Annotated in this window: 26 protein-coding genes and 1 pseudogene; 5 read left to right on the top strand and 22 right to left on the bottom strand. The window is 62.6% G+C overall.

Going from position 1 to position 26,250, the window contains the following annotated elements; all coding sequences use genetic code 11:
* Positions 1-34 precede the first annotated feature (34 nt).
* From LB541_RS03510 to coxB, 4 genes are read right to left on the bottom strand one after another with little or no spacing between them, the layout of a single operon-like run.
* Positions 35-376: a hypothetical protein gene (locus tag LB541_RS03510; protein WP_140497365.1), complete on the bottom strand. Its 342-nt coding sequence runs from the start codon at positions 374-376 to the stop codon at positions 35-37.
* 1 nt (position 377) lies between these two features.
* A complete protein-coding gene (locus tag LB541_RS03505; protein ID WP_140497367.1) occupies positions 378-980 on the bottom strand; it encodes a heme-copper oxidase subunit III in 603 nt (200 codons plus the stop codon).
* Positions 977-2,920, bottom strand: a complete 1,944-nt coding sequence (gene ctaD, locus LB541_RS03500) for a cytochrome c oxidase subunit I (RefSeq protein ID WP_140515192.1) — start codon at positions 2,918-2,920, stop codon at positions 977-979. Before ctaD ends, LB541_RS03505 begins: the two co-directional genes overlap by 4 nt.
* Positions 2,917-4,131: a cytochrome c oxidase subunit II gene (gene coxB, locus LB541_RS03495; RefSeq protein ID WP_224617835.1), complete on the bottom strand. Its 1,215-nt coding sequence runs from the start codon at positions 4,129-4,131 to the stop codon at positions 2,917-2,919. Before coxB ends, ctaD begins: the two co-directional genes overlap by 4 nt.
* 128 nt (positions 4,132-4,259) lie before the next feature.
* Here coxB and LB541_RS03490 point away from each other — a divergent pair, with 128 nt between their 5' ends.
* The 3 genes from LB541_RS03490 to LB541_RS03480 all read left to right on the top strand — a co-directional run bounded on the left by LB541_RS03490 (position 4,260) and on the right by LB541_RS03480 (position 6,848).
* Complete coding sequence (locus tag LB541_RS03490) at positions 4,260-4,571, top strand: hypothetical protein (RefSeq protein WP_140878747.1); 312 nt, start codon at positions 4,260-4,262, stop codon at positions 4,569-4,571.
* 407 nt (positions 4,572-4,978) lie between these two features.
* Positions 4,979-6,274, top strand: coding sequence for an Nramp family divalent metal transporter (locus tag LB541_RS03485; RefSeq protein WP_224617833.1), 1,296 nt, complete (start codon positions 4,979-4,981; stop codon positions 6,272-6,274).
* Between the two features lie 85 nt (positions 6,275-6,359).
* Positions 6,360-6,848: a hypothetical protein gene (locus tag LB541_RS03480; protein ID WP_140497376.1), complete on the top strand. Its 489-nt coding sequence runs from the start codon at positions 6,360-6,362 to the stop codon at positions 6,846-6,848.
* A 69-nt stretch (positions 6,849-6,917) separates the two neighbouring features.
* On the opposite strand, the gene LB541_RS03475 is transcribed toward LB541_RS03480, so the two are convergent.
* On the bottom strand, positions 6,918-9,029 hold the full coding sequence (locus LB541_RS03475; protein WP_224617832.1) for a catalase: 2,112 nt from the start codon (positions 9,027-9,029) through the stop codon (positions 6,918-6,920).
* A 293-nt stretch (positions 9,030-9,322) separates the two neighbouring features.
* Between LB541_RS03475 and LB541_RS03470 the strand changes: the two genes are divergently transcribed.
* Entirely contained in the window at positions 9,323-9,886 is a 564-nt protein-coding gene (locus LB541_RS03470) for a sigma-70 family RNA polymerase sigma factor (protein WP_140498076.1), read from the top strand.
* On the opposite strand, the gene LB541_RS03465 is transcribed toward LB541_RS03470, so the two are convergent.
* From LB541_RS03465 to LB541_RS03410, 12 genes and pseudogenes are all read right to left on the bottom strand, one after another.
* Positions 9,887-10,039: a hypothetical protein gene (locus LB541_RS03465; RefSeq protein ID WP_181165412.1), complete on the bottom strand. Its 153-nt coding sequence runs from the start codon at positions 10,037-10,039 to the stop codon at positions 9,887-9,889. It lies immediately after the preceding gene.
* A 185-nt stretch (positions 10,040-10,224) separates the two neighbouring features.
* Positions 10,225-10,443 (bottom strand): hypothetical protein, encoded by a 219-nt coding sequence (locus LB541_RS03460; RefSeq protein ID WP_224519089.1) that lies wholly within the window; start codon positions 10,441-10,443, stop codon positions 10,225-10,227.
* Positions 10,444-10,656: 213 nt separating this feature from the next.
* Positions 10,657-11,373 (bottom strand): annotated as a pseudogene (locus tag LB541_RS03455) (class I SAM-dependent methyltransferase); the annotation flags it as partial.
* Positions 11,374-11,443: 70 nt separating this feature from the next.
* Positions 11,444-12,424: a GNAT family N-acetyltransferase gene (locus tag LB541_RS03450; protein ID WP_181165408.1), complete on the bottom strand. Its 981-nt coding sequence runs from the start codon at positions 12,422-12,424 to the stop codon at positions 11,444-11,446.
* A gap of 8 nt (positions 12,425-12,432) precedes the next feature.
* Positions 12,433-13,497, bottom strand: coding sequence for a glycosyltransferase family 4 protein (locus tag LB541_RS03445; protein ID WP_140525135.1), 1,065 nt, complete (start codon positions 13,495-13,497; stop codon positions 12,433-12,435).
* Complete coding sequence (locus LB541_RS03440) at positions 13,494-14,330, bottom strand: PIG-L deacetylase family protein (protein ID WP_140525134.1); 837 nt, start codon at positions 14,328-14,330, stop codon at positions 13,494-13,496. Before LB541_RS03440 ends, LB541_RS03445 begins: the two co-directional genes overlap by 4 nt.
* A gap of 7 nt (positions 14,331-14,337) precedes the next feature.
* Positions 14,338-15,264, bottom strand: coding sequence for a beta-xylosidase (locus tag LB541_RS03435; RefSeq protein ID WP_140729449.1), 927 nt, complete (start codon positions 15,262-15,264; stop codon positions 14,338-14,340).
* A complete protein-coding gene (locus tag LB541_RS03430; RefSeq protein ID WP_140497392.1) occupies positions 15,257-16,018 on the bottom strand; it encodes a TIGR04290 family methyltransferase in 762 nt (253 codons plus the stop codon). Before LB541_RS03430 ends, LB541_RS03435 begins: the two co-directional genes overlap by 8 nt.
* A 2-nt stretch (positions 16,019-16,020) precedes the next feature.
* Positions 16,021-16,818, bottom strand: coding sequence for a sugar phosphate nucleotidyltransferase (locus LB541_RS03425; RefSeq protein WP_140497394.1), 798 nt, complete (start codon positions 16,816-16,818; stop codon positions 16,021-16,023).
* The gene (locus tag LB541_RS03420) at positions 16,818-17,918 is read right to left on the bottom strand and encodes a glycosyltransferase (protein ID WP_140497396.1); all 1,101 of its coding nucleotides are present in this window, start codon (positions 17,916-17,918) and stop codon (positions 16,818-16,820) included. Before LB541_RS03420 ends, LB541_RS03425 begins: the two co-directional genes overlap by 1 nt.
* 14 nt (positions 17,919-17,932) lie before the next feature.
* A complete protein-coding gene (locus LB541_RS03415) occupies positions 17,933-18,529 on the bottom strand; it encodes a histidine phosphatase family protein (protein ID WP_140515201.1) in 597 nt (198 codons plus the stop codon).
* The gene (locus tag LB541_RS03410; RefSeq protein ID WP_140515202.1) at positions 18,526-19,629 is read right to left on the bottom strand and encodes an inositol-3-phosphate synthase; all 1,104 of its coding nucleotides are present in this window, start codon (positions 19,627-19,629) and stop codon (positions 18,526-18,528) included. The genes LB541_RS03415 and LB541_RS03410 overlap by 4 nt, the downstream gene beginning before the upstream one ends.
* A gap of 152 nt (positions 19,630-19,781) precedes the next feature.
* Here LB541_RS03410 and LB541_RS03405 point away from each other — a divergent pair, with 152 nt between their 5' ends.
* On the top strand, positions 19,782-21,536 hold the full coding sequence (locus LB541_RS03405) for a hypothetical protein (protein ID WP_140671953.1): 1,755 nt from the start codon (positions 19,782-19,784) through the stop codon (positions 21,534-21,536).
* Positions 21,537-21,539: 3 nt separating this feature from the next.
* On the opposite strand, the gene LB541_RS03400 is transcribed toward LB541_RS03405, so the two are convergent.
* The 5 genes from LB541_RS03400 to LB541_RS03380 form a co-directional block, all read right to left on the bottom strand.
* The gene (locus tag LB541_RS03400) at positions 21,540-21,725 is read right to left on the bottom strand and encodes a hypothetical protein (RefSeq protein WP_140497402.1); all 186 of its coding nucleotides are present in this window, start codon (positions 21,723-21,725) and stop codon (positions 21,540-21,542) included.
* 139 nt (positions 21,726-21,864) lie between these two features.
* A complete protein-coding gene (locus LB541_RS03395; RefSeq protein WP_140525130.1) occupies positions 21,865-22,905 on the bottom strand; it encodes a UDP-glucuronic acid decarboxylase family protein in 1,041 nt (346 codons plus the stop codon).
* A 23-nt stretch (positions 22,906-22,928) separates the two neighbouring features.
* The gene (locus LB541_RS03390; RefSeq protein WP_140497406.1) at positions 22,929-24,032 is read right to left on the bottom strand and encodes a glycosyltransferase; all 1,104 of its coding nucleotides are present in this window, start codon (positions 24,030-24,032) and stop codon (positions 22,929-22,931) included.
* Positions 24,032-25,123 (bottom strand): glycosyltransferase, encoded by a 1,092-nt coding sequence (locus tag LB541_RS03385; protein WP_140555679.1) that lies wholly within the window; start codon positions 25,121-25,123, stop codon positions 24,032-24,034. The genes LB541_RS03390 and LB541_RS03385 overlap by 1 nt, the downstream gene beginning before the upstream one ends.
* Positions 25,120-26,250 carry a glycosyltransferase gene (locus LB541_RS03380; RefSeq protein ID WP_140555677.1) on the bottom strand — a complete coding sequence of 377 codons (1,131 nt, stop codon included), beginning with the start codon at positions 26,248-26,250 and terminating at the stop codon, positions 25,120-25,122. Before LB541_RS03380 ends, LB541_RS03385 begins: the two co-directional genes overlap by 4 nt.

Below are 26,250 nucleotides of genomic sequence, written 5' to 3'. Positions count from 1 at the left end.
TGGCGGATGACCGCTCGTCGGCTCCGCTGCACAGTCACAGTTCGCATCCGCTGAAGATCAATCCGGCCGCCATTTGCGCCAGCATGACGAGCGTGAACAGGGCCCCGATGCCTACCGAAGTCCTGGCCAGAAACGCGCGCGTGCGCGCCTTCAGGGGCGGGCTCGTGCCGTGCCCTGGATCATGAACGGCGCGCCATGACGACAGGACGCCCAGCGCCGCGACGGCGGCGCCTGTCAGCGAGAACAGAACAGTGGGCCGAAACCCGGCGTCGCATTGCCAATATGCGATTGAATAGTCGAGCTGCAGCGATATCGCCCACGCCGTTGGTCCGGTGGCCATGCCTGCCCAGGAAACGCCCGTGCGGATCGCCTGCATGTTACATCCTCGGAACCCAGTAAATTACGAGATAGAGCACGACCCATGAGACGACCACGAAGTCCCAGTAGAAGGCATTGTCCGACACGTCGCTGAAGTGGCGTCCGGTGTTGCCTTTCTTGGTGAACATGAGAACCGCGAGCACGATCGTGTCCCCGACATCGGTGAGGAGGTGTGTCGTGTGCAGGCCGAGCAGGAGCCAGACGATCGACCCGTAGGCGTTCTGGTCCCAGGAGATCCGGAGCGCGGGAAATTCCCAGATGCGCACGATCAGGGGAAGAATTCCGGCGATCGACATGACGACGATGCCGATGCGCACCTTCACAAGGTCCTGCCGCCGCGCCCAAAGATCGATCAGACGGTTGGGGACGGCGCTGGCAAGCAGAATAATCAATATTGCCGTGCCCGGCAGGAGATCGGGTGCCGGCGCTCCGATCGGCCAATGCCGCGCCTGCACAGCCAGGTAGAAATAGGTACCGATCGCCAGGGCAAAACCGGTTGCTTCAAGGGCGATGAAGGCCACCGTTCCCCACCAGATCGGGCTTGCCGATCCAAAATCATAGGTGGGCAGGTGGCTGACGTCAACGGTTGGCCGGTGTCTCATTCTTCGTCCTCCGGCTCGCCTTTCGGCCAGAACCAGCAGATAAAGCCGATCGAGACCGGTATCGCGCCCCAGACCACCGCCCATGGCGTGTATATTGAGCCCAGAAACGCGCCACCCACGGCGATGGCCGAGAGCAGCGGCCAGATCGAATTGTCGGCCGATGGCACGCGCAGTTGCGGCACCGCATCGGCGACCGTGCCGGCAAGCACTTCGCGCGCATCGACGCGCAGGCCCTCGACCACCGGGAGTATGTCGGGTTCGGCCCAGAGCGGCTCGCGATGGGTCACCACTGGCAGGCGCGAAAAATCGTAGGAAGCCGGCGGTGACGTCGTTGCCCATTCCAGTGTGCTCGCCCCCCAGGGATTGTCTCCCGCGAGGCGACCGTTGCGAAGGCTGAGCAGCATGTTCAGGACGAGAAGCGCGAAGCCGGCGAACACCACCAGCGACGAGATGCTGATGAACAGGTTCGTGCCGCCCCAGCCGCTCGCCGGCGGATAGGTGTAGACGCGCCGCGGCATGCCTTGCAAGCCAAGGATGTGCATCGGGAAGAAGGTGAGATTGAAGCCGATGAAGACAAGCCAGAAATTCCAGCGGCCGAGCCTTTCGGACAGCATGCGGCCAGTGATCTTGGGAAACCAGTAGTAGACGGCGCCGAGCAGGGGGAAGACGGCGCCGCCGACCAGCACATAGTGGAAATGCGCGACGACGAAATAAGTGTCGTGCACCTGCAGGTCGAGCGGCACCGAGGCGACCATGACTCCGGTCAGCCCGCCAATCACGAAGGTGAAAATGAAGCCGAGCACGAAAAGCAGCGGCGTGGCAAAAATCGGCCGGCCGCCCCAGATCGTCGCGATCCAGCAGAAGATCTGGATGCCGCTCGGAATGGCGATCATCATCGAGGAGGCGGTGAAGAAGCTTTCGCCGAGCTGCGGCAGGCCCGTGGCGAACATATGGTGCACCCACAGGCCGAAGGAAAGAAAGCCGATCGCGATCAGCGACAGCACGATCCCGAGATAGCCGAAGACCGGACGGCGCACGAAGCTTGGCAGGATAGCCGAGACGAAGCCGGTCGCGGGAATGAAGATGATATAGACCTCCGGGTGGCCGAAGAACCAGAACAGGTGCTGCCAGAGCAGTGCGTCGCCCCCCGCCACCGGGTCGAAGAACCTGGTGCCGACCAGCCGGTCGAGGATCAGCATGGTGCTCGACACCATCACCGCGGGCATGGCGAACAATATGATGAAAGCCATGACGAGGACTGACCAGACATAGAGCGGGATGCGATCGAGCGACATGCCAGGGGCGCGCTGCTTGAACACAGTCGCGATGATCTCGACGGCGACCGCGAGTGCGGACACTTCGGTGTAGGTCACCATCTGCGCCCAGAAATCGGGGCGCTTGCCGATCCCATATTCAGGTCCGGCGAGCGGCACGTAGGAAAACCAGCCGGCATCCGCGCCGGTGTCGAAAGCGAAGGCGATCCAGATCATCAACCCACCGGAGAGATAGACCCAGTAGCTGAAGGCGTTGAGCCGCGGGAAGGCGACGTTTCGGGTGCCGATCATCAGCGGCACCAGGTAGATGGCGAACGCTTCCATGACCGGTACGGCGAACAGGAACATCATCGTCGTGCCATGCATGGTGAAGAGCTGGTTGTAGAGATCGGGGCCGATATGGCGTGCCTCCGGCGTGGCAAGCTGGAACCGCATGGCAAGTGCCGACAGGCCTGCAAGGGCGAGGAACAGGAAGGCCGTCACCATATAGCGCCGGGCGATCAGCTTGTGGTCGACCGTGACCAGCCAACCATAGAGGCCGTTCGGCGTCCGCCAGGCATGCGCCAGATAGTCGTGCAGTCTTGCCTCGTCGAGCCCGGTGTCGCGGATGCCTTTCAGGGCCGCTTCCTGTTTTCGCCTAGCCGTCTTCCCGGCAACGCCACTCATTCAAGACTTCCAAGATAGGCGACGACCGCACGAAGATCGTCGGCGCTGAGAGCAATGCGCGGCATCTTCGCGCCGGGTTTTATGGATTGCGGATCGGCGATCCACGCGGCGAGCGCGCCGGGTGTCATGGCCAGCGTGTCGGCGGCCAATTCACGCCGGTTTGCGAGATGGGTAAGGTCGGGCCCGACCGCTCCCTTGGCCGGCGTCCCCCTTATCGTGTGGCAGAGCGCGCAACCGGTGGAAAGAAAAGCCCGCTGGCCGCGGCGTTCCTCCTCGCTGGCAGGCGCGATGGCGGCGGCGTCTTGTCTGGACCGCCATGCCTCGAACGCTTCGCGGCTTTCCGCGATGACGGTGACGGCCATGTGAGCATGCTGGTAGCCGCAGAACTCGGCGCACTGGCCGCGATAGATACCAGGCCTGTCGGCAATGAGGGTGATCTCGCTCGGCCGGCCCGGAATGAGGTCCCTTTTACCGGCGAGGCTTGGCACCCAGAAGCTGTGAATGACATCGGTCGAATCGAGTTCCACCTTTACCCGTTCGCCGACGGGAAGATGGATCTCGTTCGCCGTGACAATCATGCGCGACCGATCATCGTTGGGATAGCGTATTTCCCACCACCATTGATGCCCTGTGATGCGGATGGTGAGCGTCTCCTTTCCGCCCAGCGAGGCAATGGATTTGCCGGCGAAGAAGCTCGTTATCGTCAGCGCGGCGAGAACCAGCACGGTCGCCGCGACGGCGCTTCCGACCGCGCGGCTATACCTGTGCTCCTGATGGCTGTCGATGACCAGCGGCGGGGGTCCTGCTTGTGCCCGGCGCTGATGGAAGAGCGCCATTGCCAGGGCCAGCATGACGAGCAGCCAGGTGATGGTCGCCACCGCGCCAAAAGACCAGATGAGATCGAGAATCGCACGGGCATTCGCACCATGTGCGTGGAGTGCGGATTGCCAGCCGCTGCACCCGCTCAGGACCGGTGCCGAGACCACTGTAGACGCGAGGCCGAGCCATTTCAGGACGCCTGGAAGACGGCTGCCGGACGTGCTTCGAGCTGGACGTGCAAAGGCGGACGCAATGGGCCATTGCCGCCGTTGCCGCAGGCGGATGGACGGGCCCGTGCATCTTGCCATGTGAAATCCCCATGGATGCCAAGGCGATAACGCGAATCGCTGTAAAAGGATGCTTGGCAACGATGGCCGGCTTTTCTCCGCCATGCGATTGGCGCCGGGCCGATGCTTGCCCGCCGGGAGCGCAACCAAATGGCGGATATGTCCGTTTCTCCAGGCAAAGGCGCGGGACGCGCATCGGACGGTTCCACGCCGCGAAAGCTTAGGAACTAGCCATGAGCAACACAGACAAAACGGCCGGCGGAAATCGAAGCGTCGCAGGCAAGGACGATCGCAGCCAGGACGCGACGCGCACCGACCGCCGAGGCAGGGAAGAGACGCGGCAGGAACAGGCTGCGGACAGCCATCCGGAAGAGGATCCGGCGGAGGGCTCTCGCCAAACGGTCGAGCACGAGTTGGACAGGCTGGATCGGTCGGGGCGCAGCGCCTCGCAATCCGCGGGCGAGGGCCAGGTGGAACGCGCGCGTGAGGAGCTGCGGAAGCAGGTCAGCGAAGAGACGCAATTACCGGGACGAGGTTCCGCCTGACAGCGGCTGTGGATCGCCCCGCGGTTGGCTTTTTGTTTCGATTCTTCGGTGTCAGACGGCACGCAGGTCGTGTCGGGCCTGCCGCCTTCCGCTTTCCCGGATCCAGAGGGTCGCCATGAGCAGCGCCGCCCCGCCATAGATCAGGCCGGCGAGGGGAAGGTGCGGGTGAAGAGCCTCACCGCACTCTTTTCGACCGTCGGCCCCAGGCATATTCCATGTCGATCTTCAAGGCGATGCGGCTCCAGCCGCATCAACGGCCAAGCCGGGCGCTGCGTTTCATTGGCGGTTGGCTTCCACAGGAACAAAAAGCTTGACCGGAGGTTCGAACCTCAATCTCGGCATCGGCACTTGGTCGGAACAATCGACATGATTTTTTCCCGTGTGGTCTCGTTGGACACGCATCTCCCATGAGTGGAGCAGCTGACGATGCCGGCCGAAGCGAGGGAGAGCGAAAAGACGGCGGCATCACACGCGCTCTCGGGCTCGGACTGATCACTGGGGCGGCTGACGACGATTGCTCGCCCATTGGCACCTATGCGAGTGCCGGAGCCCGGTTCGGGCCCGACCTTTTGTGGACGGCTCCTGTCACTCTCCCGATGATGTACATCGTCGTCTATCTCTCGTCCAAACTTGGCCAGGTGTCGGGCCGTGGTCTTTTCAAGGTCATTTCCGATTTCTATCCGCGTTGGCTGCTGTGGTCCGTGCTGGTGGGCGTGCTGATCGGCAACACGATCGAGGCAGCCGCCGACCTTGGCGCGATGTCGGCGGCTGTCGTGCTGTTCGTTCCGCTGCCTTCAAACTCGGTCGTCATCGGTGTCGCGATGATTATTTTTGCCTTGCAGATGTTCGGATCCTACAAGCTAATCCGCAACATATTCCGATGGTTGGCACTGGCCCTGCTCGCCTATGTGGTCTCCGCTGTGCTCGCCAAGCCGGATGTGGTCTCGGTGCTGCGCGGCACCTTGCTGCCGAAAATCGAGTTCAGCCGCGAATATCTGTCCATCATCGTCGCCATCATCGGCACGACGCTGTCCGCCTATCTCTACACCTGGCAGTCCAATCAGGAGGTGGAGGAGGAGATCGCCAAGGGCAGGACGAGCCTCGAAGAGCGCAAGGGAGCCACCGAGGGTGAACTCCGCCGGTCCCGGCGCGATATCCTGATCGGCATGATCTTTTCCAACCTGATCATGTATTTCATCATCCTTTCGACCGGATCGACGCTGTACGAGGCGGGGCATACCCAGATCGAAACGGCAGCGCAGGCGGCCGAAGCGCTGCGGCCGCTTGCGGGCGACGCGGCCGGAATTCTCTTTGCGGCCGGGGTGATCGGCGTCGGCTTCCTGGCGGTGCCGGTCATGACTGCCGGCGCCGCTTTCGATTTCGCGCAGGCCATGGGGTGGAAGAATGGCTTGAACGCCAAGCCCCGGCATGCGCCCAAATTCTACATCGCGACGGGAGTGATCACCCTGGTGGCGGTCGTTCTCAATTTCTTTGGCTTCAACCCGATGAAAGCCTTGGTCTGGTCCGGCATCGTGCAGGGTTTTTCGACGCCACCTCTGCTGCTTCTCATGCTCATCATGACCAACAATCGCAAGATCATGGGCGACAAGGTCAACAGCAGGGCCACCAACATTCTGGGCGGCGTGACGACCATAGCGGTCTTTGCGGCGTCCGCGGGACTGGTGGCGACCTGGTTCATGTAGTTCGCCGGCGCGGAAGGACGTTCAGGCGCAGTGGAACATCCACGGTCAACTCTCGTTGAAATGCGTGTGAGAGAAAGGGCTGTCCATGTCAAAGCTCCAAGCCGCCACTCAAGAGCATTTAGAGCAACTGAGACTCGAGGCTTCGGCTCGTTTCGCCCCGATGATGCTGCATGAGGCATTGTTGCGTCTTTCCCGGGCCTGCGGGGGTGATAGCCTTGCCCGGTTCGAGAAAGCCATGGTCGATCAGATCGAGGCGACCAAGGACGATCGAGCCGATTTCGAGGCAATCAAGGAATTCGCGATCGAACAGCTTTATGCCTGGATCAGGAACGCGAACGAATCGCCGGATAAGAAGCAACCGCTGGAAAAGATAGAGGACCGCAGAACCCCCGGCCGCTCGGAAGAGCCGCAAACGCTGGAGGATCAGCTGCAGGCCGGTCTGGAAGATTCCTTTCCCGCAAGCGACCCGCCAGCGGTGGTGTCCACCTCCATTCCAGGCGGAGCCAAGAAGCTGGTCGGAACCGACGAAGTGCTGAGAAAACAGCGGGAGGCCAAGGAGCAAGACCGCCCCTAGCCCGCACCGACTGGAATCCCGCTGGCCGAACCGCCGCTCACGGACGGGAATCCGTGCCGGTCGATAGCGTCACAGCTTGACGGCCGCTTCCCGGGCCCACAGCCGCAGCTTGCGGCAAGCCTGCACGAATGTGTTGGCGGAGGCTGCGGAGTCCAGCCGCATCAATCCCTCATCGGCATCGGCTGCGACGCCTGCCTTGGCCAGGAGAGGCGCGGCTCCCGGTGTGAAGCCGATGAATTTGCAATGCGCAAAGGCATCCGACACGAAGTCCTTCGCGGCTGCCTCCTTGACCAGCAACTCGGCGCCCGGCTCGGACAGGAGCAGTACCACGGCGTCGAACAGGACCGACGGACCGCCGTCGATCATGTGTCTGGCTTCGATGTGGGTGCCGTCTGCGGCCTCGACGCCGCCCACCTTGGGCGCTATCACCTCCATGACCGCGCCTTCCGTTTCGATGGCCGAGCGAAGTTGTTCGAAAAGGGCCGTGTCGGCCCCGTCGCTCAGCAAGACGCCGACCTTGCGGCCTTTGAAACTGTCGGGGCCGTTCTCGATAATGCTGAGAGCCGGAGACGGCGGCAGGTCGTCGCGCGGCGGGACGGCGGCCTCGGCGGGGTCGGGCATGTTTCGAATGCCAAGCTTGTCGGCGACTTGAGTCGCCAGCGTTTCGTCTATGTTCAGCAGATGCGCCACCATGCGTTCGCGGATCGCCGGTGCCTGCACCTTGCTCAATTCGAATGTCAGCGCCATGGCGATATGGCGTTGCTCCGGCGCTGTCTGGCTGTTGAAGAATTGCCGCGCCTGGCTGTAGTGGTCGGCGAAGCTCTCCGCCCGCAGACGCACCTTCTGCCCCTCTTCGGCGTCGGCGAAAGAGCGGAAGCCGCGTTGCGGATCCTCGCGGGGACCCGAGCCCCACGAATTCGGCTCATAGTTGGCGCGGCCGACCGGGTTGTGCATGGCCATGTGCCCGTCCTGCTGAAAATGTGCGAAGGGGCATTTCGGAGCGTTGATCGGAATATGGGTGAAGTTCGGGCTGCCCAGCCGCTTCAACTGGGTGTCGAGGTAGGAGAAGTTGCGGCCCTGCAGAAGCGGGTCGTTGGAGAAGTCGATCCCGGGCGGCACGTTCTGGGTCATGAATGCAACCTGCTCGGTCTCGGCGAAGAAATTCTCCGGCATGCGGTCGAGCACCAGCCGCCCGACCGGGATTGGCTCGATGATCTCTTCAGGGATGATCTTCGTGGCGTCCAAGATGTCGAAGTCGAAGCTGTCGGCAAAATCCTGGTCGAACAATTGCACCGTCAGCTCCCATTCCGGGAAGTTTCCTGACTGGATCGCTTCCCACAGGTCGCGGCGGTGGAAGTCGGGATCGGCGCCATTGATCTTGACCGCTTCGTTCCAGATCACCGACTGCATGCCGAGTTTCGGCTTCCAGATGAATTTGACGAATGTGGATTCGTCGTCGGCATTGACGAGGCGGAACGTATGGACGCCAAAGCCTTGCATGAAACGGAAGGAGCGCGGTATCGCTCGATCCGACATGATCCACATGACCATGTGCATCGATTCCGGCATCAGGCTGATGAAATCCCAGAAATTGTCATGTGCGGTCTGGGCCTGCGGGAAAGCCCGGTCTGGCTCCTGCTTGGCAGCATGGATGAGGTCCGGAAATTTGATGGCGTCCTGGATGAAGAACACGGGAATATTGTTGCCGACGAGGTCCCAATTGCCTTCTTTGGTATAGAGCTTGACGGCAAAGCCGCGCACGTCTCGGGCGAGGTCGAACGAGCCCTTGTTGCCGGCAACTGTCGAGAACCGCACGAAGGCAGGCGTCTTTTCGCCGGCGCGCTGGAAAATGTCGGCACGCGTGTATTTGGCCAGCGATTCGTAGGTCTCGAAATAGCCATGAGCGCCGTAACCGCGGGCATGCACCACCCTTTCCGGGATGCGTTCGTGATCGAAGTGGAAGATCTTGTCGCGAAAGTGGGAGTCCTCGATCAGAGACGGTCCGCGCTCGCCAATCCGCAATGTGTTCTGGTCGTCGGAGACAGGCGTTCCCAGGGCAGTCGTGAGAACAGGCGTGTCGGCTTCCGCGATCTGGTGCAATTCGCCGCCATTTCCGCGCGCGGCATTCTGATCGTGCATACGCGCCGATTTGGGAGCTGAACGGTGTGCGGATTTGGCCATGATTTTTTCCTCGATTGACGCCCGTGGGCTGACTTGGCTCAAGGCGCCGAACTGCCGGTGCATGGCTTTGTTCCCGCACAACGGCGCGTCGCGCCTATCCTAAGCCAGCGCGAACACGCTGGTGGACGGCGCGCAAGGGGGGCGCGGCCGCAGCAGGATCGTTCGGCCGCATCAGAATTTTCTGGAGAGTTGTCTTCAACGCCCGGAACGATACAAACGTCCATGCATTTAGCTGGGGTCTGCATTCATACTTCTTTCTGGGAGCTGGACCATTGTCAGGCGAAGGCTATCTTTTGGCCGACCAGGAAACCCATGAAGTTTCCATCGTTGACCTGATACCCGCGCTACGGGCTTTCGCGCGCACCTTCTGCCGTATCCCCGACGATGCCGACGATCTGGTGCAGGAGACGTTGACGAAGGGCCTTGCCAACATCGACAAGTTCGAACCCGGCACGCGCATGAAGTCGTGGCTCTTCACCATCATGCGCAACACCTACTACACCCGGGTCAAGGTCGCGGCCAGGGAAGCGCCTGGCCTGCTCGACTGCGCGTCCTCGAGGCCGATTTCGGAAGCCACACAGGAATGGACCGTTCAGAGCAAGGAAGTTCACGGCGCCATCCAGAGGCTCCCTGAACACCAGCGCGAGGTGCTGATGCTGATCGGCGTCCTAGGTGTCAGCTATGAGGAGACGGCCGAGATATGTGGCTGTGCGGTGGGAACGGTCAAAAGCCGGCTCAACCGTGCCCGCGCCGCCGTTCTTGAGTTCCTGGGGGAGAGTTCGCTGCAGACGCTGATGGAAAGACGAAATCATCTGTCGGACGGGCAGATCGATATCGATGCCGACAGCCGCAGATAGTCAGTTCTTTATGTCGCGCCGGCGTTTCGCAAGGAGCGCGTTTTGCAGTTCGATCGCCAGTCTGGTCAAGCGATCAGGAACCTTTTCCTGCTCGATCGCGATCAGCAGAGAGGCAATCTCCTGATCCATCGCCATTCCTGCGCGCGGGTCCATTCTATCATCGCTCGAACGAGACATCGTATTCCCTGGCTGGATGGATGGCAGTCCGTCATCCTATTGTGATGACAAGCAACCGCCATTACAAGGAGATGCCCGGTGCCGAAACCGTTGCCGGCAGCCCTTGCACAGGTTTTTCTTCCACTCTCGATTGCCGAGGTCACAGATCCACTGCGGCGCTTTCAGTCCTTCGGCAATCGATTTGCGGCATGATCCTGATATTGATCGGACTTGATCTGATTGCCGTCCAGGCCGCGTTCCTCGCTGTGCTGCTTCTTGTCCCTGTTGGATAAAACGGCATTCTCTTCGATCTTGTCCTTGGCCAGTTCGGTCATTGCTCCGGCGCCGGCCCCTTTGCCGTGGCTGCCACGGCCGATATGTTTCTTGCTGCCGGATGCCATGCTGTCCTCCTTCGAATTGGCGCCGCTCTTCAGCGTCGCTGTGTTCGACGCCCGAACTGGCATTGGCTGGTAATGTTCCGTCACGCCGGCAAGCAGGAAGGCGTCGCCGTCCCACAGCCGAAACGCTTTTTCGCCATCGATGACGACCTGCAATCCGTGACGTTGCGCCAGGCGACGTATATCGGAGCGGTCCAAAAACAGTGATTCGCGATATGAGTAGTTCAGCAAGGCCAGCCTGCCCGGCCTTTTGAGGACGCGCGCAATTTCGCCGAAATGCCGCTCCGCCACGCCGGCTAGCACCAGATAGGGGAAACTGTCGACCGCCAGAACGCAGTCGAAACTCGCGTCGCCGAACTCCGCCAGATCCAGGCCTGAGGTCCGCCGCAACTCTACATTGCCAAGCGCTGCGCATTGCTCACGGGCGATCGAGACCATCCTCGACGATATGTCGATACCGACGACCCGCCCACAGGATGCCGACAGCGCGCGTTCGAAACGCCCGATGCCGCAACCGATGTCCAGAATGCTGCGTCCAGCACCGGTGAAGTCTTGCGCTGTCAGCCATGCAACGATTTCGTCGGTCGTGGCTGCCAGCCTTTCCTCATCGCCAAGGGAAGCCAACTGGACACTCGCCACCCGGGAAATCGCTGCCGCGGCATCAAAGCCCGAGGCCAGCCGCGTCACGACATCTGCATCCGTCTCGTCGTCGTCGCGTTCGTGACGAACGGCAGAACCCGTTTTCTGCAACGTGGCAAAAACCTCCGATCCGCGGCGAAGCAGCCCGGCTATCTGCTGGAGCCTTTCCCTGTCTCGAGTATCGACCGGATCGATCTCCGCCACGATCTCCGCCAATTCGACTGCCCCGATGCCTGGGTGGAGATGCAGCGCCAGCCTGGCGATGACGGCCTCGGCACTGACAGCGTCCGCCATACAGCCCTCGACCGCCAGCCTGACCGCTATCCGGCGGCGCACGGATGTTGGTTCCATCGAAACCATGGTCTCATTTCCGCGTCCAAGTCCTTCGCATCGTCCACCTGTCGCCAGCGCCCCAGCCATATTTGTACGGCTCCTGGCCGCGCAGGAAGTCGAACTCGCGCGCACCTTCGCGGATCGATTCGGCGATTGCGTGGCCGACCAGGATCGCGCCTGGACTTTCCTCGGCATAGGCAGGATCGAAACCGCCAAGATAGGCATAGGCACGGCCGCGATGGTGAAATCCGTAGTAGACGCCGATTGGCTTGCCGTCGATGGCGAGCACCCAGCATCGGGTCAGGTCTCGAGCGTCGAGCAGGGGAAGCGAGCACCTGTGGAATTGCTCGACGGCGGGGTCGGCCAGCACGCCGCCTCCGTTTCCGGCCCAGCGCGCCCCGTGCAGGCCTATCAGGTGGTCGAGGAACAGTTGAGGATCGCCTCGTGCCGGCGACAACTCGACCCGGCCGCGTCTGGATGCGGCGCGGCGCGCCCGGCGCAACTGGCGTCTGCGCCGGGCAGGGACGCAGCCCGCCAGCGTTTCATCGCCGTCGGTGGCAAGCACGGGACAAACGGCGTGGCCGACCAGTCCATCGGCTTTCAATTCGGGATGTTCGATCGCCAGACCGGCACTGCCTTGCGGCAGATCCGGCAGGATCCACTGCGACCACTCGATCGAGAGTATCTTCTCTGCAAGGGCAGCGGCGACCTGGGCCTCGCTGCCGGGCACACACAGCACGTCCAGATAGTCGCTGAGGGAAATGCCGATCGGAAGCAGTTTCGAGCCTTCCGTGCCATGTTCGAGATAGAGCGGCGCCAGGCCCACCAGATCGTTGCCGCGCCAGATGGCGACCGTCGCCAGCTCCCCCGGAGCGAATGTGCGCCACCACGGCAGCAGCCAGGCGGGACATTGAAAGGGCGTCGCCGACGAACTCTGCTCCCACAGGTTCCACCAGTGCGGCGCCAGTGCATGCAATTGCTCTGGATCGCCGATGATCTCGCTGCGCAGCATCTGCTCTTTCACCGCACCGCGGCGAGACGCCTGCGGTCGGCGCCGAGCCGGGCCAGCGCCAGATAGGCGCTCATGTAGGACGAGACCATGCGCTCGAGCGAAAACCGCCGGCGCGCCTCGCTTCGGCACGTCTCGGCATCAAGGCTGGGTGCCGCGACAATTGCTTGCGCCATCTCGTCGACATTGTTGACGATAAAGCCGGTCTTGCCGTGCTCGACCACTTCGGGAAGCGCACCATTTGGAAAGGCGATCACCGGTGTGCCGCAGGCGAGTGCTTCCATCGCGACCAGCGAACTGGTCTCGGCGGCGAGGCTCGGAACGACCAGGCAGCGTGCTGCATTGAGCAAGCGCCGCTTGGCGGCGAAGCCGAGCGGACCGAGGAAGCAGCGCCGACGATCGAGGCGAGGTTCGACCTCATCGCGAAAGTACTGGGTATGCGTCTCGTAAGGATAGACCCGCCCGCCGATGACCAGCGGCACATCAGCCTGCCTGGCGGCATCCAATGCCAGGTGTATGCCCTTTTCCGGGCAGATGCGGCTGAGCACGACGGCGAAGTCGCCCCTGGGCCGCGGCTGGTTCAGCGCGTCGATATCGACACCATTCGGGATCGGGGCAACCAAGCTTGCGTCCGGCGGTGCGGTTCTTTGCTGGGCTGACGAGACGGCGTGAAGCCAGAGATCGTCGCGCCCTGGGCGCAGCGCCCCGGCCGGGTACCAGTCGAGCGGCAGGTGAAGCGTCACCAGGGTCGGACCGTCGGCAGGCAGGTAGGCGTCGAAGTCGATGCCATGCAGGTGAACCACGTCGATCGGCCATTGGGCGCGGGCAGCGGCGATCGCGGCGCGATGGGACTCCTGTGCCCGGTTTTTTGCTGACTGGTCGAGCACGCCGGCTTCGGCGGGCGTTTCCACCAGAATGCCGCTTGCACTGGAACCCTGGCAGCCGATGACGATGGACCGGTGACCGGCGCGGGTCAGGGCCTGATCGAGCATTGACAGCACCTGCTCGGCGCCGCCAACGGCGTTCGGTCCCACCGGCGCGAGAGGATAGGCAACATTGAGCACTGTGAGCGTCATGGCTGGTCGAGCCGGAGCGCCTCGTGAGCACGGGCGCTTGCATGCAGCCAGGTGCCGGGCTCGAAACCCAGCGGCAGCGATTCATAGTAGAGCCTGCCATCGTTGGGCAGCTTCAGGAAATCATAGGTCGGCGCCAGCCGGAAACGCTCGGTGTGGGTCGAGAACGGCGCCAGCGTCCGCTGCTGCGTCAGGTGGCTGGCCAGCATGCGCTGCTTTTGCTGAAAGGCCGCTTCGGTCAGGCAGACCTCTATGCAATCACTGCCGGTGCCGCTGGCGAAATCCTGAAATACCGGGCCGTCCGGGCCAGCCGAATAAAAGGCCATTTCGATGATGGTGGGCACGGGCCGGCGGTCACGGCGCAGAAGATGGCAGGCCGCGTGAACGGCAAAAGCGGTCGCGTCGTGGTCGGGATGGCCTCCCTCGAAAGGATGTGTGCAGACGAAGCGGATGTCGGGTTCGCAAACAAGGCAGGCGAGTTCCTGCGCGAGCGCCACGAGATTCGCCGCAGCCTCCTTGTCGGGATAGCCAAGAGCGGTCAGGCCCGATGGCGATATGCCGGCCGCGGCCAAGGCTTCCGTCAGTTCCGCACGGCGGGCATCGGCATAGTCCTGCCATGTCTCGAAACCATGCGCTTGCGCGTCGGCAAGATCGCGTGGTGCCCCGTCCGTGACATGGACGATGCGGCATGACCGCAGTCCGGCAAGATGCCCGCCGATGCCGATTGTCTCGTCGTCCGGATGCGCGACGACGACCATGATGGCGGAGCCATGTGCTGCGTCACTGCCCGTCAACAGGGCCGCGAATTCGCCCAGGGTTGCCGACGGTTGATGCATGGGAGCCTCACGCTGCCGAGGCTCGCCGCTTCGACGTGGAAGCCACGCCGGGCGCGTAGCGGCGGATCATGGTTGCACAGAATTCGGCGAATTCCTCCGGCACCAGCGGCGGACTGGTGTGGTGAGGCATCATCCCGCGATGCTCTGGCGTGAAGCAGAAGGTGACGGTCACGTCGAAATCGGCGAGCGCTTCCATCTGTCGGTCGAACCAGTTCAATGCATTCGGCCTGAAACTGTCGGCCCAGGAAAGTCCGGTCCGCATATTGGTGACCCCGAGCCGCTTCATCCAGGCGACGGCGTCGTCCAGCCGCGGGTCCTCGAAATGAAACCACTGCACCAGCCCCATCTCGGGCGTATGGCGCAGGAATTCCTCCAGTGCCGGTTTTGGCGTGCCGTCCTGGCGCAGCAGCCCCATATGGAAGTGACGATAGTAGGAGGAGCCTTCCGCTTCGCGATGGCGCGTTGTTGCTTCCCATTCGCGCGGGAGATCATAAAGGCTGTACCACTGGATGCGCGGAGCGTTGCCGAGCAGCAATTCAGCGGTGCGCCTGAGGCCCCAGACCTGGATCTCGTCGGCGCCGAAGGTCGATACGCCAACTTCGCTGACCCAGATCGGGAGATCGGTGACGGCCGCGATCTCACCGATCTTCTGTGGCCATTCCTGGATCTGCCACAGGTTCCAGTCGAGCGGAAAGCCATGCACCGCGACGGCATCGACGTGGTCCAGCAATCCGAGTTCCTTCATGCGCGTGATGAAGCCGGGGTCGATCGGAGAGATGCCGCCGAGCACCTTGGTCAGGGCCGGGTTCTCGGACGCTATCGCATCCGCCGACAACATTGCCATGGCGGCGAAGCGGCTCCAATCGGGGTCGAGCTCGGGATCCCAATGCGATTTGTTGTTGGGCTCGTTCCAGATCATCGCGGCTTCAATCATGGATCTGTCCTTTCGACGGGTAGACGGCGCCGCCGCCGGCCGGATCGCCGGCGGAACGGCAAAAATAAACCTCCTGCTCGGGGTGCAAAAAAATCTCGAAGCCGGCGCTGCGCAACATCGCTTCGGTGCAGGCGCGGTTGGGAATCCACCAATTGGTCGGATCGTCGGCATATCGATGTTCGATGAAATGCAGTTTCGGAAATTCCGGCCGCTCGAACAGGTCGTGCGTCCAGAAATGATAATTCTGCTCAAGCGCAGGCAGATCGGCGCTGCCGCGTTGCATGGACTGGAAGATCATCAGGTCGCCGGCGACATGCCCGCGGATCAGGTCGAGCGCGAGCAGGGGATGGCGCAGGTGGTAAAGAACCCCCATGAACAGCACGATGTCGAATGTCTCGCGCAGGGCGCCGACGTCATAAACCGAAAGCTTCTGGAACTCGATGTCGCAGTCCGCGATCTCGGCGGCAAAGCGCGCCTGTGCCAGATAGGCCTCGTCGAAATCGATGCCGAGGACGCGACCGGCGCCGCGCCGTTTCATTTCGATGGAATAGAAACCGGCATTGCAGCCGATATCGAGCACGGACTTGCCGGACAGGTCGGCTGGAATAGCATAGGCGAACTTGCGCCATTTGACCAGCGGGTAGTTACCGAGAAAATGGTCCGGAGCAGTTTCGACGCCGGCCAGTTCCATGTTGTGGAACCATGGGCCGAGGGCATCGATACGGCGTTGGATTTCAGCATGGGAATGCAGCATGGCTAAGCTCCTTCGCCCGGAACGGCATGCGAATGTGCCGTAGGCGCGATCATCGTGGGCCGGTGCTGTTTGGACGCAGCATCGTCGTCGAGCAGCCGAAGGGCCGCGCGATAACCGTTGAAAGTGCCGACATCGACGTAGGCGGCCCCTGCCTTCACCCCATACGCCTGACCGCCCGCCGTCAGGTAGGCGTTGATCAACGTGCCGATATATTCGTCATAGCAATCCCGCTCGCGCCAGAGTGCCGCGAGCTGGTGCAGGACATGGCCCGGCATCTTGAACGCGCCCCATATCCAGTTCGTCGCCGCGTCCTGCCGCTTGACCTGGATTTCCCGCACCCGGCCCTCCTCGTCGAGAACCACGGCATCGAAGAATTCCGGCCGATCCACCGGGAAGAGCAGGAATGACAGCCGGTCGTCCGGCAGACGGCAGAAGCCGTCTTCGGGAAACCAGATCGTATCGGGAAGCCCGATCAACACCGTCTCGTCCGGTGCGACGAGGGGTGCTGCCCGGAAGATGGCGTCGCAAAGGCCAACAGGGTTGGGTTGTACCACGAACAGAGCGGTCGCCGCTCCGTAGCCCGCGGCATAGTATTCGAGAATGTCGGATTTACCCGATCCGATGATGAAACAGACCTTGTCGACGCCGGCGCGCACCATCCGCCGCACCAGGTACTCGCTTACGGCACATGGGCGCTCTGTCTGTCCATCGATCCGGCTCCCGACCGGCAGCAGCTCTTTCGAGAAGCCGAGCGGTTGAATGCGGCTGCCGCGTCCGGCAGCGGGCACGATGCCCAACATCAGACTGCTTCCTTCATCGGTTCGCCGGCCGACCTCTGCAAGGCTTCGTTCAGGATGCGATCCAGTTCCGCCGCGCGCCGCGTGGATGTGTGTTCGTCCAGAACCCGTTCACGCGCACGGCTTCGAATTGCATCGAGCTCGTGCGATGGCAGTTTGAGCGCCGCGATCACGTCGTCTGTGTCGTACGCCAGCAGGATCTCGCTACCGGGTTCGAAGAAACTGCTGAGGCCCGGCCAGGTGTCGGTGACGATCGGCACGCCGCATGCCGCTGCTTCGAACAGCCGGCCCGAAGGGCACCACCCCTTTTGCGCCATCGCCTCGCGCGTCACATTCAGCGTCAGGCGGGACGACGAAAAGAAGGCTGGATGATCTGCCGGCGGAAGATGCCTGACGAAGAAGATGTTGTCGCTCCACGGGAATTCCTGTGGATATTGTGCACCGCCGATGATGAAGCGGTGGTCAGGCAGGAGTGCGGCCGGACGGACCAGCAGTTTCTCGACGCCGGCCTGGCGATCTGCCGCATAGGTCCCGAGATAGGACAGATCGCCCGCAAATTCCGGCCTAGGTACTGCCGGCCGGTGTTGGTCGGGATCGACATGGCCATAGAGCGGCACCACGTGGCGTGCACCGAGGACCGACTTGAGTGCATCGATTGCCGAGCCGCCCGTGTAACTCAGGACGAGATCGAAATCGGCAAGGCCCTCGGGCCCGAAATAGGGTGGGCGTTCACCTTGATCGAGGCGCGCCAGAGTGACCGGAGTGTCCAAGTCGTAAAAGACGCGCAGCCCGCGGCATGCCTGCTGCGCCAGGCGCGAAGCGTCCACGGCGTCGGGACAGTAGGAGGTAATGATGACGACGTCGGATTGCTTGATCGTCTGCTCCGCGACCCTCCGGATGTCCTCCCAGTCGGGGTAGAGCACGATATTGCCGCCATCCAGTTGATCGAGGTCCCGCGCACCGGCATAGTAGGGGGTGTTGCGCTCGAAAAAGGTGATGGACCAGCCGTGCCGGGCCAGCGCGCGGATCAGGCCACGCCACAGGGTGGCGTGGCCGTTTCCCCATGAAGACGTGACGGTGAGACCGAAAATGACCATCTGCATCCGGCAAGTCCTCGTCAGGCAAGTTCGTTCAGACGGATGAGCTTTGCTCCCCAGTCTCCGGACACGATCGTCGTGATTGAGGCGGGGTCGATATCGAAGCGAAAACTGTCGCCGACGGGCAGACCAAGCACATGGCAGATGGCTGCCTTGATCACGTCGGCATGGCTGATCAGCGCGACGCATTGATTCTGATGCCGCTCGCGAGCCTGATCCATCAGCGAGACGATACGCTGTTGGACATCCAGCATGGTTTCGCCGCTTGGGGTGCTTGCTTCCTGCCGCCGGCTGTTCCACGCCTGCCAGCCGGCATCGCCGTTCAGCTCCTCGAACGTCTTTCCCGACCAGATGCCGAAGTCGATCTCGTCGAGTTCGGCGCAGATCGCGATTTCGCCGACATTACAGGCAGTCGCGATCGGCTTGGCGGTTTCCTGCGTGCGCTCGCGTGGGCTGCACCAGATAGCGGCAATCGGCTCGCGGGCCATGCGGCGGCCAAGATGCGCCGCCTGAGCCCTGCCGGATTCGCCAAGGCGAACTCCGCCCATCCGTCCGGCCAGATAGGAGCCGACATTGTCGTGTGCCGCGTGCCGGATCAGGAAGAAGGTCGTCGTCATTCCGCGGCATCGAGCATAGGCTCGTCCCTGCCTGTGATGAATGCGAGCGTGCGCTGCCGAGCTTCGGCATCGGTGAACTGCTCAGGCGGAGACTTCATGAAATAGCTGCACGGACCGGTCAGCGCGCCGGCGATGCCGCGGTCAAGCGCCAGCTTGGCGCAGCGCACGGCGTCGATGACCACGCCGGCCGAATTGGGCGAATCCCAGACTTCCAGCTTGAGTTCGGCGTTGAGCGGCACTCCACCGAAGGTCGTGCCTTCAACCCGGATGTAGGCCCATTTGCGATCGGTGAGCCATGGCACATGGTCACTGGGGCCGACATGAATGTTGCCCGGCTCCAGGGGAACATCGAACTGGCTGGTCACGGACTGCGTCTTCGAGATCTTCTTCGATTCCAGCCGCTCGCGTTCCAGCATGTTGAGGAAATCGGTGTTGCCGCCGAAGTTCAACTGATAAGTGCGGTCGATGCGGACGCCGCGCTCGCGGAAGAGATTGGCCAGCAACCGATGCACGATTGTCGCGCCGACCTGGCTCTTGATATCGTCGCCGACCAGCGGCAGCCCGCGTTCCTCGAAACGCAGGCGCCATTCGGGCCGTGACGCGATGAAAACCGGTATGCAGTTGACGAAGGCGCAGCCGGCCTCGAGGGCGCATTCGGCATAAAAGCGCGTCGCTTCCTCCGACCCCACCGGCAGGTACGAGACGAGCACATCGGCACCGCTGTTCCGCAGGATTTCGCTGACATTGGCAACCGGCTCCGGCGCTTCCTCGATTTCCGTGCGCAGATATTTGCCGATGCCGTCCAACGTGGGGCCACGCTCCACGCGAACCCCGGTTGCAACCGCATCGGCAAAACGGAACGTGTTGTTCGGGGCGCTGTAGATCGCTTCGGCCACGTCGCACCCGACCTTGCCCTTGGCGACGTCGAACGCACAGACGACCTCGATGTCATCGACGTGGTACCCGCCGAGATCGGCGTGCATCAGCCCGGGGATCGGCTCGTTGCCTTTTGCGTCTCGGTAATAGGAAAGGCCTTGCACCAGGGAGGATGCGCAATTGCCTACACCGACGATACCGACACGAACTTTCTTCGATCCCACGAAACTGCCGTCCTGTGCTGTCCAAGGTAAGTTCCTGGGCCCGAACCGTCAGCTTGCCGGAATGTTCCTTGGCATGTGGAAAAATTGCGCGCGGCAGGATGGATCAAAGCCGCGCATGCCGCGTTGGCGCACGGCGAGCTTGGAATCGGTGGATGATCGTCTACGGCGACCACAAACGAACGGAAGACGCGCGACAGCTTCGCGAGGCTGCAAGCGAAATGGCTGAAAGCCTCGATTGCAGGCCCTGCGGCATTCAACGCCACGCTGCGCTGGTAGGGTTGTTCGTCAAGGTCTCGGAACTGGTCCAGGCACTGGCCGATGTCGAGTTCGAGGCCCGCGGCGGGGACACCCCTTCGCCGAGGCAGCGGCAAGGTGCCAAGCTGCTGGTCGGCCTTGCGGCGGAAGTGGCGAGGTCCTGGCGAAGCGGCTTCACAGTGACCGGCGCCGTCGATCCCATGCTGAGGCATATGCTGGCCGCGCTCGACTGCCGGGGCGAGGTTCTTACCGGCGCGGCCGAGGGATACGCCCATTATGCGCTCTATCCTGAAAGCTATCTCGGCGCGGGGCGGGCATCAGGCCTCGACTCGAATACATGCGTCATCGGCATCCGCAGCATTGGCCTCGGGCTTGCCGCCTTGGTCGCCGCGGCGATCGACGCGCCGGCACCCATCAGCGTGCGCCCGATCGGCCATCCTTTCCGCAGGTATGTCAACGCCGATCCGGAATTGATCGGCGCCTGGAGGGGCAAGCCGTCGGCTTGCTTCGCTGTCGTCGACGAGGGCCCCGGCCTGTCGGGCAGTTCAATGCACGCCGTCGTCGCATGGCTGCGGCGGCTGGGCATCGATAGGGATCGCATTCACCTGTTCCCGAGCCATTCCGGCGGCCCGGGTGCCGAAGCCTCTAAGGAGGTTCGTGAGACATGGTCGGGTTGCCGAAAACATGTGGCGCGGGCCTTCGAACGCACCTTCCCGGGCGGCGCGCAAATGCCGACGCTGCGCGATTGGGTGGCGGAGGCTGCCGGCAGCCCGCACTTGGCCCTGACCGAAATATCCGCTGGAGAGTGGCGAAACCTCCACTACGCCGAGGAGAGGCTCTGGCCGCCGAGTCAACGCGGCATCGAGCGGCGAAAATTCCTGGCGTCCGCGGGACGCGATCGGTGGCTCGTCAAATTTGCCGGCCTCGGTCAAACCGGGCAGCGCAAGATGCAAACCGCGGAGATGCTGCACGAAGCCGGCTTCGGACCGCAGGTCGTCGGGCTTTGTCACGGTTTTCTGGTTGAACGGTGGATCGAGGGAAAGACAATGGATCAGGCAAGCCTGTCGAGAGACAGGCTTGCCGCGGAGCTCGCACGCTATCTCGCTTGGCGTGCGGCCAATCTCAGAACTCCGGAACTGGGTGCTAGATTGCCGGAACTCGCTGAGATGGCCGTCCACAATGGCGCCGAAGCCCTGGGTGAGCGGCGCGCGGCGGAGCTGCGGAACTGGTTCTCGAAGCGTGCCCCTGCGCAAGCGCTGCCACGGGTCGAGATCGACGGAAGGCTTCACCCGTGGGAGTTTCTCGTTTCTGCCGACGGGATGTTGATCAAGACGGATGCCGTCGATCACTGCCGCGGGCATGATTTGATCGGCTGCCAGCCCATAGAATGGGACATTGCCGGCGCTCGCGTCGAACATGGATTTTCCGACAGCGAGCTAGCGACGTTGGTCCACCGCATGGAAGCCGGGGAGCGGCTCAATATCGATACCGGCCTCATTGACTATCTCGAACCTTGCTACCTGGCGTTTCAATTGGGACTCTGGAACGTTGCTGCCCGATCCGAGCATGGCCCGGAGAAGCCAAGGCTGGTAGCTGCGGCAACGCGGTACAAGAAAGGGCTGCTACGCTTCCTGGAGAGGTCCGGGCCGTGACGATCAGTCCAGTCTTCGCAGCATGTCCGCTTCGCGTTCGAGAATGGTGGCCACTTCCTCGCGCTGCAGATGCGTCATCATCAGGCTGACGCAGCACTCGAGATAGGTGATGGAGGCCCGTCGCAGAAAGGCAGCCGTCTCTCTTTCCGCAATCTGCTCGATATCCTTTGCGGATCGTTTGGGTTGCACAGGTCCGTTCTCCATAGCGGGATCTCATCGTCAAACCCCGAGCTTGCCAGGATGTTCCGCGCAATCCGCAAAAGTGCGGCAGGAGGCATGACCGTGCTTAAGCGGTCATGCCGGAACACGTGGCTGCGGCGGCCTGGCCTCAGGCCGGAAGGTCCTGCAACCTGCCCGATCTTGCGTTTGTCGCAATAGCTGTCATCCGGCCGTCGATCTCGCTGGTTTCGAGATTGGAGAAGTATCCGATCGTCTGCATCAGCCCTTGCCTGAGGGGCACTTTCGGCGTCCAGCCGAGCAGCGCCTTTGCACGCGAGATGTCGGGCTGCCTGCGGCGGGGATCGTCTTGCGGCAAGGGCAGGAATTTCAGATCCGATTTGGTTCCGGTCATGTCTCTCACCATGGATGCCAGTCGCATGATGGTGAATTCTCCGGGATTGCCCAGGTTGACAGGTTTTCCGGGATTGGGGTCGAGATCCATCAGGCGCATCATACCTTCGATCAGATCGGAGACGTAGCAGAAGGACCTTGTCTGCAACCCATCACCGAATATCGTCATCGAGCGCTTCTCAAGCGCCTGCATGATCAGGTTCGAGACGATGCGGCCGTCGGCGGGGTCCATCCTGGGACCGTAGGTATTGAAGATGCGAGCCACGCGAATATCGGCTTTTGCTGCTCTCAGATAATCGAAGCAAAGCGTTTCGGCGGTGCGCTTGCCTTCGTCGTAGCAGGCGCGCGGGCCGGTGAAGTTCACATGGCCAACATAGTCTTCCCGTTGCGGATGTTGTTCCGGGTCGCCATAAACTTCACTTGTCGACGCCTGCAGGAATCGCGCATTGTTGCGGGCGGCGAGTTCGAGCAGGTTGAGCGTTCCGATGACGCAGGTGCGTGTCGTGTGTATCGGATCGGCCTGGTAGCGCGGCGGCGAAGCAGCGCATGCCAGGTTGAAAACGCGATCGACCGGCTCGCCGAGGTTCAGCGGCCGGCAGATATCCTGCTCGATCAGCCGGAAGCGCGGCTGGTCCATGATCGAGACGATGTTGTCCATGCGGCCGGTAAGGAAATTGTCGACGCAGATCACACGCCAGCCGTTGCGGAACAACGTTTCGCAAAGATGCGAGCCGAGGAAACCCGCGCCGCCGGCGACAAGCACTGTCTTCGCCCTTCGCGCTTTTCTTGTTTGCCGCATCGCTGTTTTCTCCTGTCTTTCAGTCATGCTGCGGTTCCGATATCGAGATCGATCATCGCCGCTCTCGGTCGTGTCAGCAGCGACACGAATTCGCGGGCCCTGGCCGCACCGGTATGTGCTGCCAGGACGAGTTCGCGCGCCCGGCCGGCCATGGCGAGCCGGGCGCGCTCGGATTCCCTGAGCAGGATATCGACGATGTCATCCGCCTTGTCGGCCGTGCGGATCGCCGAAGCAGGAAAGAAGCTGTCGAGACCCGGCCAGCGATCGCTGATAATCGGCGTGCCGCAAGCGGCAGCCTCGAAAAGCCGTACGCTGGGCGACCATCCGGCGGCGATCATCGATCTGCGCGTGACGTTCAGCGTGTAGCGCTGGCGGCTATAGAATGCGGCATGGTCGGCCGGCGGCAAATGTTCGATTCGTTCGACATTCTCAGGCCAGACGATGTCGGACGGATATTGCGAGCCGGCGACGACGAAACGGCGCTCCGGCATGCGCCGTGCGGGCTCGAGCAACAGCGCGTTGAGCGTTGCCTGCCGGTCGGTGCTGTAGGTGCCGAGATAACCGAGGTCCCAGCCGACTGGGTCGGCGGTTCGGTGATGCCGTTGCGGATCGACCGAACAGTAGAGCGGTTCGGCACGGCGCGCACCGAAATCCTGCGCCAGTCGGCCAAGCGTCGGCCCGCCGGTGAAGGAGAAATAGACATCGAAATACGGAATCTGCCGCCGACTAAGATAGTCGCATTCATCCGTCGAAAGCTTTGCCAGGGTCACCGGCGTGTCGATGTCATAAAAGCAGAGCGCCCCTTTGCAGAGCGCCACGGCAATGTCGATGACCGCGCGCCCCTCCGGAACGAAGGACCCGACGACCACGACATCGGCCTGTTGCAGGCATCGTGCCCAGTCCTGTTGCAACTCCTGCGTCGTTTCGTAGTAGCGCAGAGTGCAGAAATCGGGATCGCGCAAGTCGCGGTGATTGGCATACCACGGCACGTTGCGCTCCAGGAAGGTCACGCGGTGACCGAGTTCATGCAGGCCTTTCAGCAGGCCTCGAAATGTCGTGGCGTGGCCGTTTCCCCAGGACGAGGAGAGGGACAGGCCGAGAAAGACGATGTTGAGCCGCTTGGTCATTACGCCGCCTCCACGGTCCCGCGCTCGAAGTGCTGCCTCAAGACCGTATCGGTCACGGCCGCTCTCATGGCGTAGGTATGTTCACCGCGGACGCGGCGCAGCGCGGACGCGCCGATCGCCTTTGCCCGATTGGGGGTCAAGGTGCGCATGATTTCGGCGACATCGCCGCCGTCGCGCGCGACCAGGATCTCCTCGCCGGGTTTCAGGAACAGTTCGACGCCCAGCCACGCATCCGTGATGAGGCAGGCACCGGCGCCCGCCGCCTCGAAAACCCGGGTGGCGGGCGAAAAGCCGTTTGCGGCCATGCTGTCGCGGCTGATGTTCAACACGGCCTTCGGGGTGACGTTGAAGGCGTTGTGGTCACGGGTGCCGACGTGGCCGAGCCAACCGACATTGGCGGGAAGCGGCTTGTCGCCCCAGCCCGATCCGCCAAGCAGGAAACGCTGCTCCTGCAAACGGCTGGCCGGATCGAGAAAAAACGCCTCGACGCGCGCCTCACGGTCCGGCAGCCGGTTTCCGAGGAAAGCGAGGTCGCAAGCAAAACGCGCCTGACTGGCGACTGGATAATGCGTTTCAGGATCGAGCGCATTGTAGATCGGCACGCATTCCTTCGCTCCCATGGCGCGATAGGCCCAGACCACGGGGTCGCCGCCGCCATAGGTCAACACAAGATCGATTTGCCGCAGCGCGGCATGCAGCGGATGGTCCGGTTCATCGCGCAATTGGCCGAGCGTCGCTGGAGCATCCACGTCCCAGAACACGACGAGCGCGTCAGGACGCGCGTGATCGAGCACGGCGCGCAGCAGCGCCTCATCCTCGAAACCGACGCCGCTCGCCTTGACGACGATATCCGCCTCGGCGGCGCACGCCGCCACCTGCATCAGCGCGTGCTGGGTCGCCTCGTACACGACGACGGCGCACCAATCCGGCGCCTCGATGTCGCGGTTGTTCCGGCGGTCATAGACGTCAGGTTCATAGAAGGTGATTTCGTAGCCGAGTTGGGAAAGCGCCTTGAGCAACCCACGGTAATAGGTAGCGGCGCCGTTCCAGTAGGACGACAACAGGCTCGATCCATAAAAAGCGATCTTCATTCAGCAGCTTCCTTTGCGGCGGTCGGATTGGTGATGTGTTGAGGTCCGCATTCGGCGAGCACGCCGAACAACTCGTCCACGCGGTGCCGGCATGTGTGCCGCAGGCGGATGGTCTCGAGACCAGACGCCGCCAGGGAGGCAGCGAAATCCGCGTCGCCGAGTACGGCCCGGAGGTGTCGCCGCATCTGGGAGCCATTGTCCGCGAACAGGAAATCGACGCCTGGCCTGAACAGTTGCTCGGTGTCGGACCACGGGGCCGAAATCAGCGGAATGCCGCAGGCGAGCGCCTCGAACACGCGGATGGTCGGAATGCCGGGCAGGCCTTCCCGATAGGGGCGGCGCGGAACATGCACCGTGACACGATGCGCTGCGAACGCCTTCGGCACGTCGGCATTGGCGATCCAGCCTTCATGGCGCAGGCCGGCGGCTGCGAGATCGGCGAGCGCCTGCCTGGGGTAGCGCACGCCATGAACGGTGGCATCGAGGCCGAGTTCGTGCACCGGCTCGATCAGAAATTCCTTGAGCTCCGCGGTACGCTCGTCGTCGCCCCAGTTTCCAATCCAGATCAGATCGGAGGTCGGGCGGATCTCAGGATGCGGTCTGAACAGGCGGTCGTCAGCCGCCTCGTGCCAGGTGAAGACGCGTTTGCCCCACCCGGCGCGCAGGTAGCTCTCGCGCAGGGCTTCGCCAAAGGCGAGGACGCCGTCGTAATGCTCCAGCCGGAGCGCCGAGATCGCCTCGGTCGCCGACACGGCGCGGTGGTGGGTGTCGTGAAACAGGAGGATAAAGTTGCCGCCGTTGGCCCTGGCGCGACCAAGGCGCGCGACGAGGTCCGGCTCGGTCCATTCATGGACGACCACCACGTCCGCATCGGCGATCCAGGCCTCGTGGTCAAAGCCGGCATCGTAGGTCACCGGCATCAGCTCGGGGAAATCATTCCTGAAGCGCTCGATGGCGAAGGAGCCCTTCTCGGCCAGCAGATTCGAGCGGCTCCAGCCGTCCGCCGGCTCCAGCGCGATCGCCTGATGCTGGCGTGCGACCAGCTCCCGCATGACGCCGCGCAGGAAATGTGCGTTGCCGTGGTTCCAGTCGGAAACGACCGAATGGGTATAGAACAGAAAGCGCAT

Source organism: Mesorhizobium sp. BR1-1-15, from assembly GCF_020165475.1.
GTDB lineage: Bacteria > Pseudomonadota > Alphaproteobacteria > Rhizobiales > Rhizobiaceae > Mesorhizobium.
Note: the sequence above shows the minus strand (reverse complement) of the source record. Positions and strands in the feature narration are given on the sequence as shown.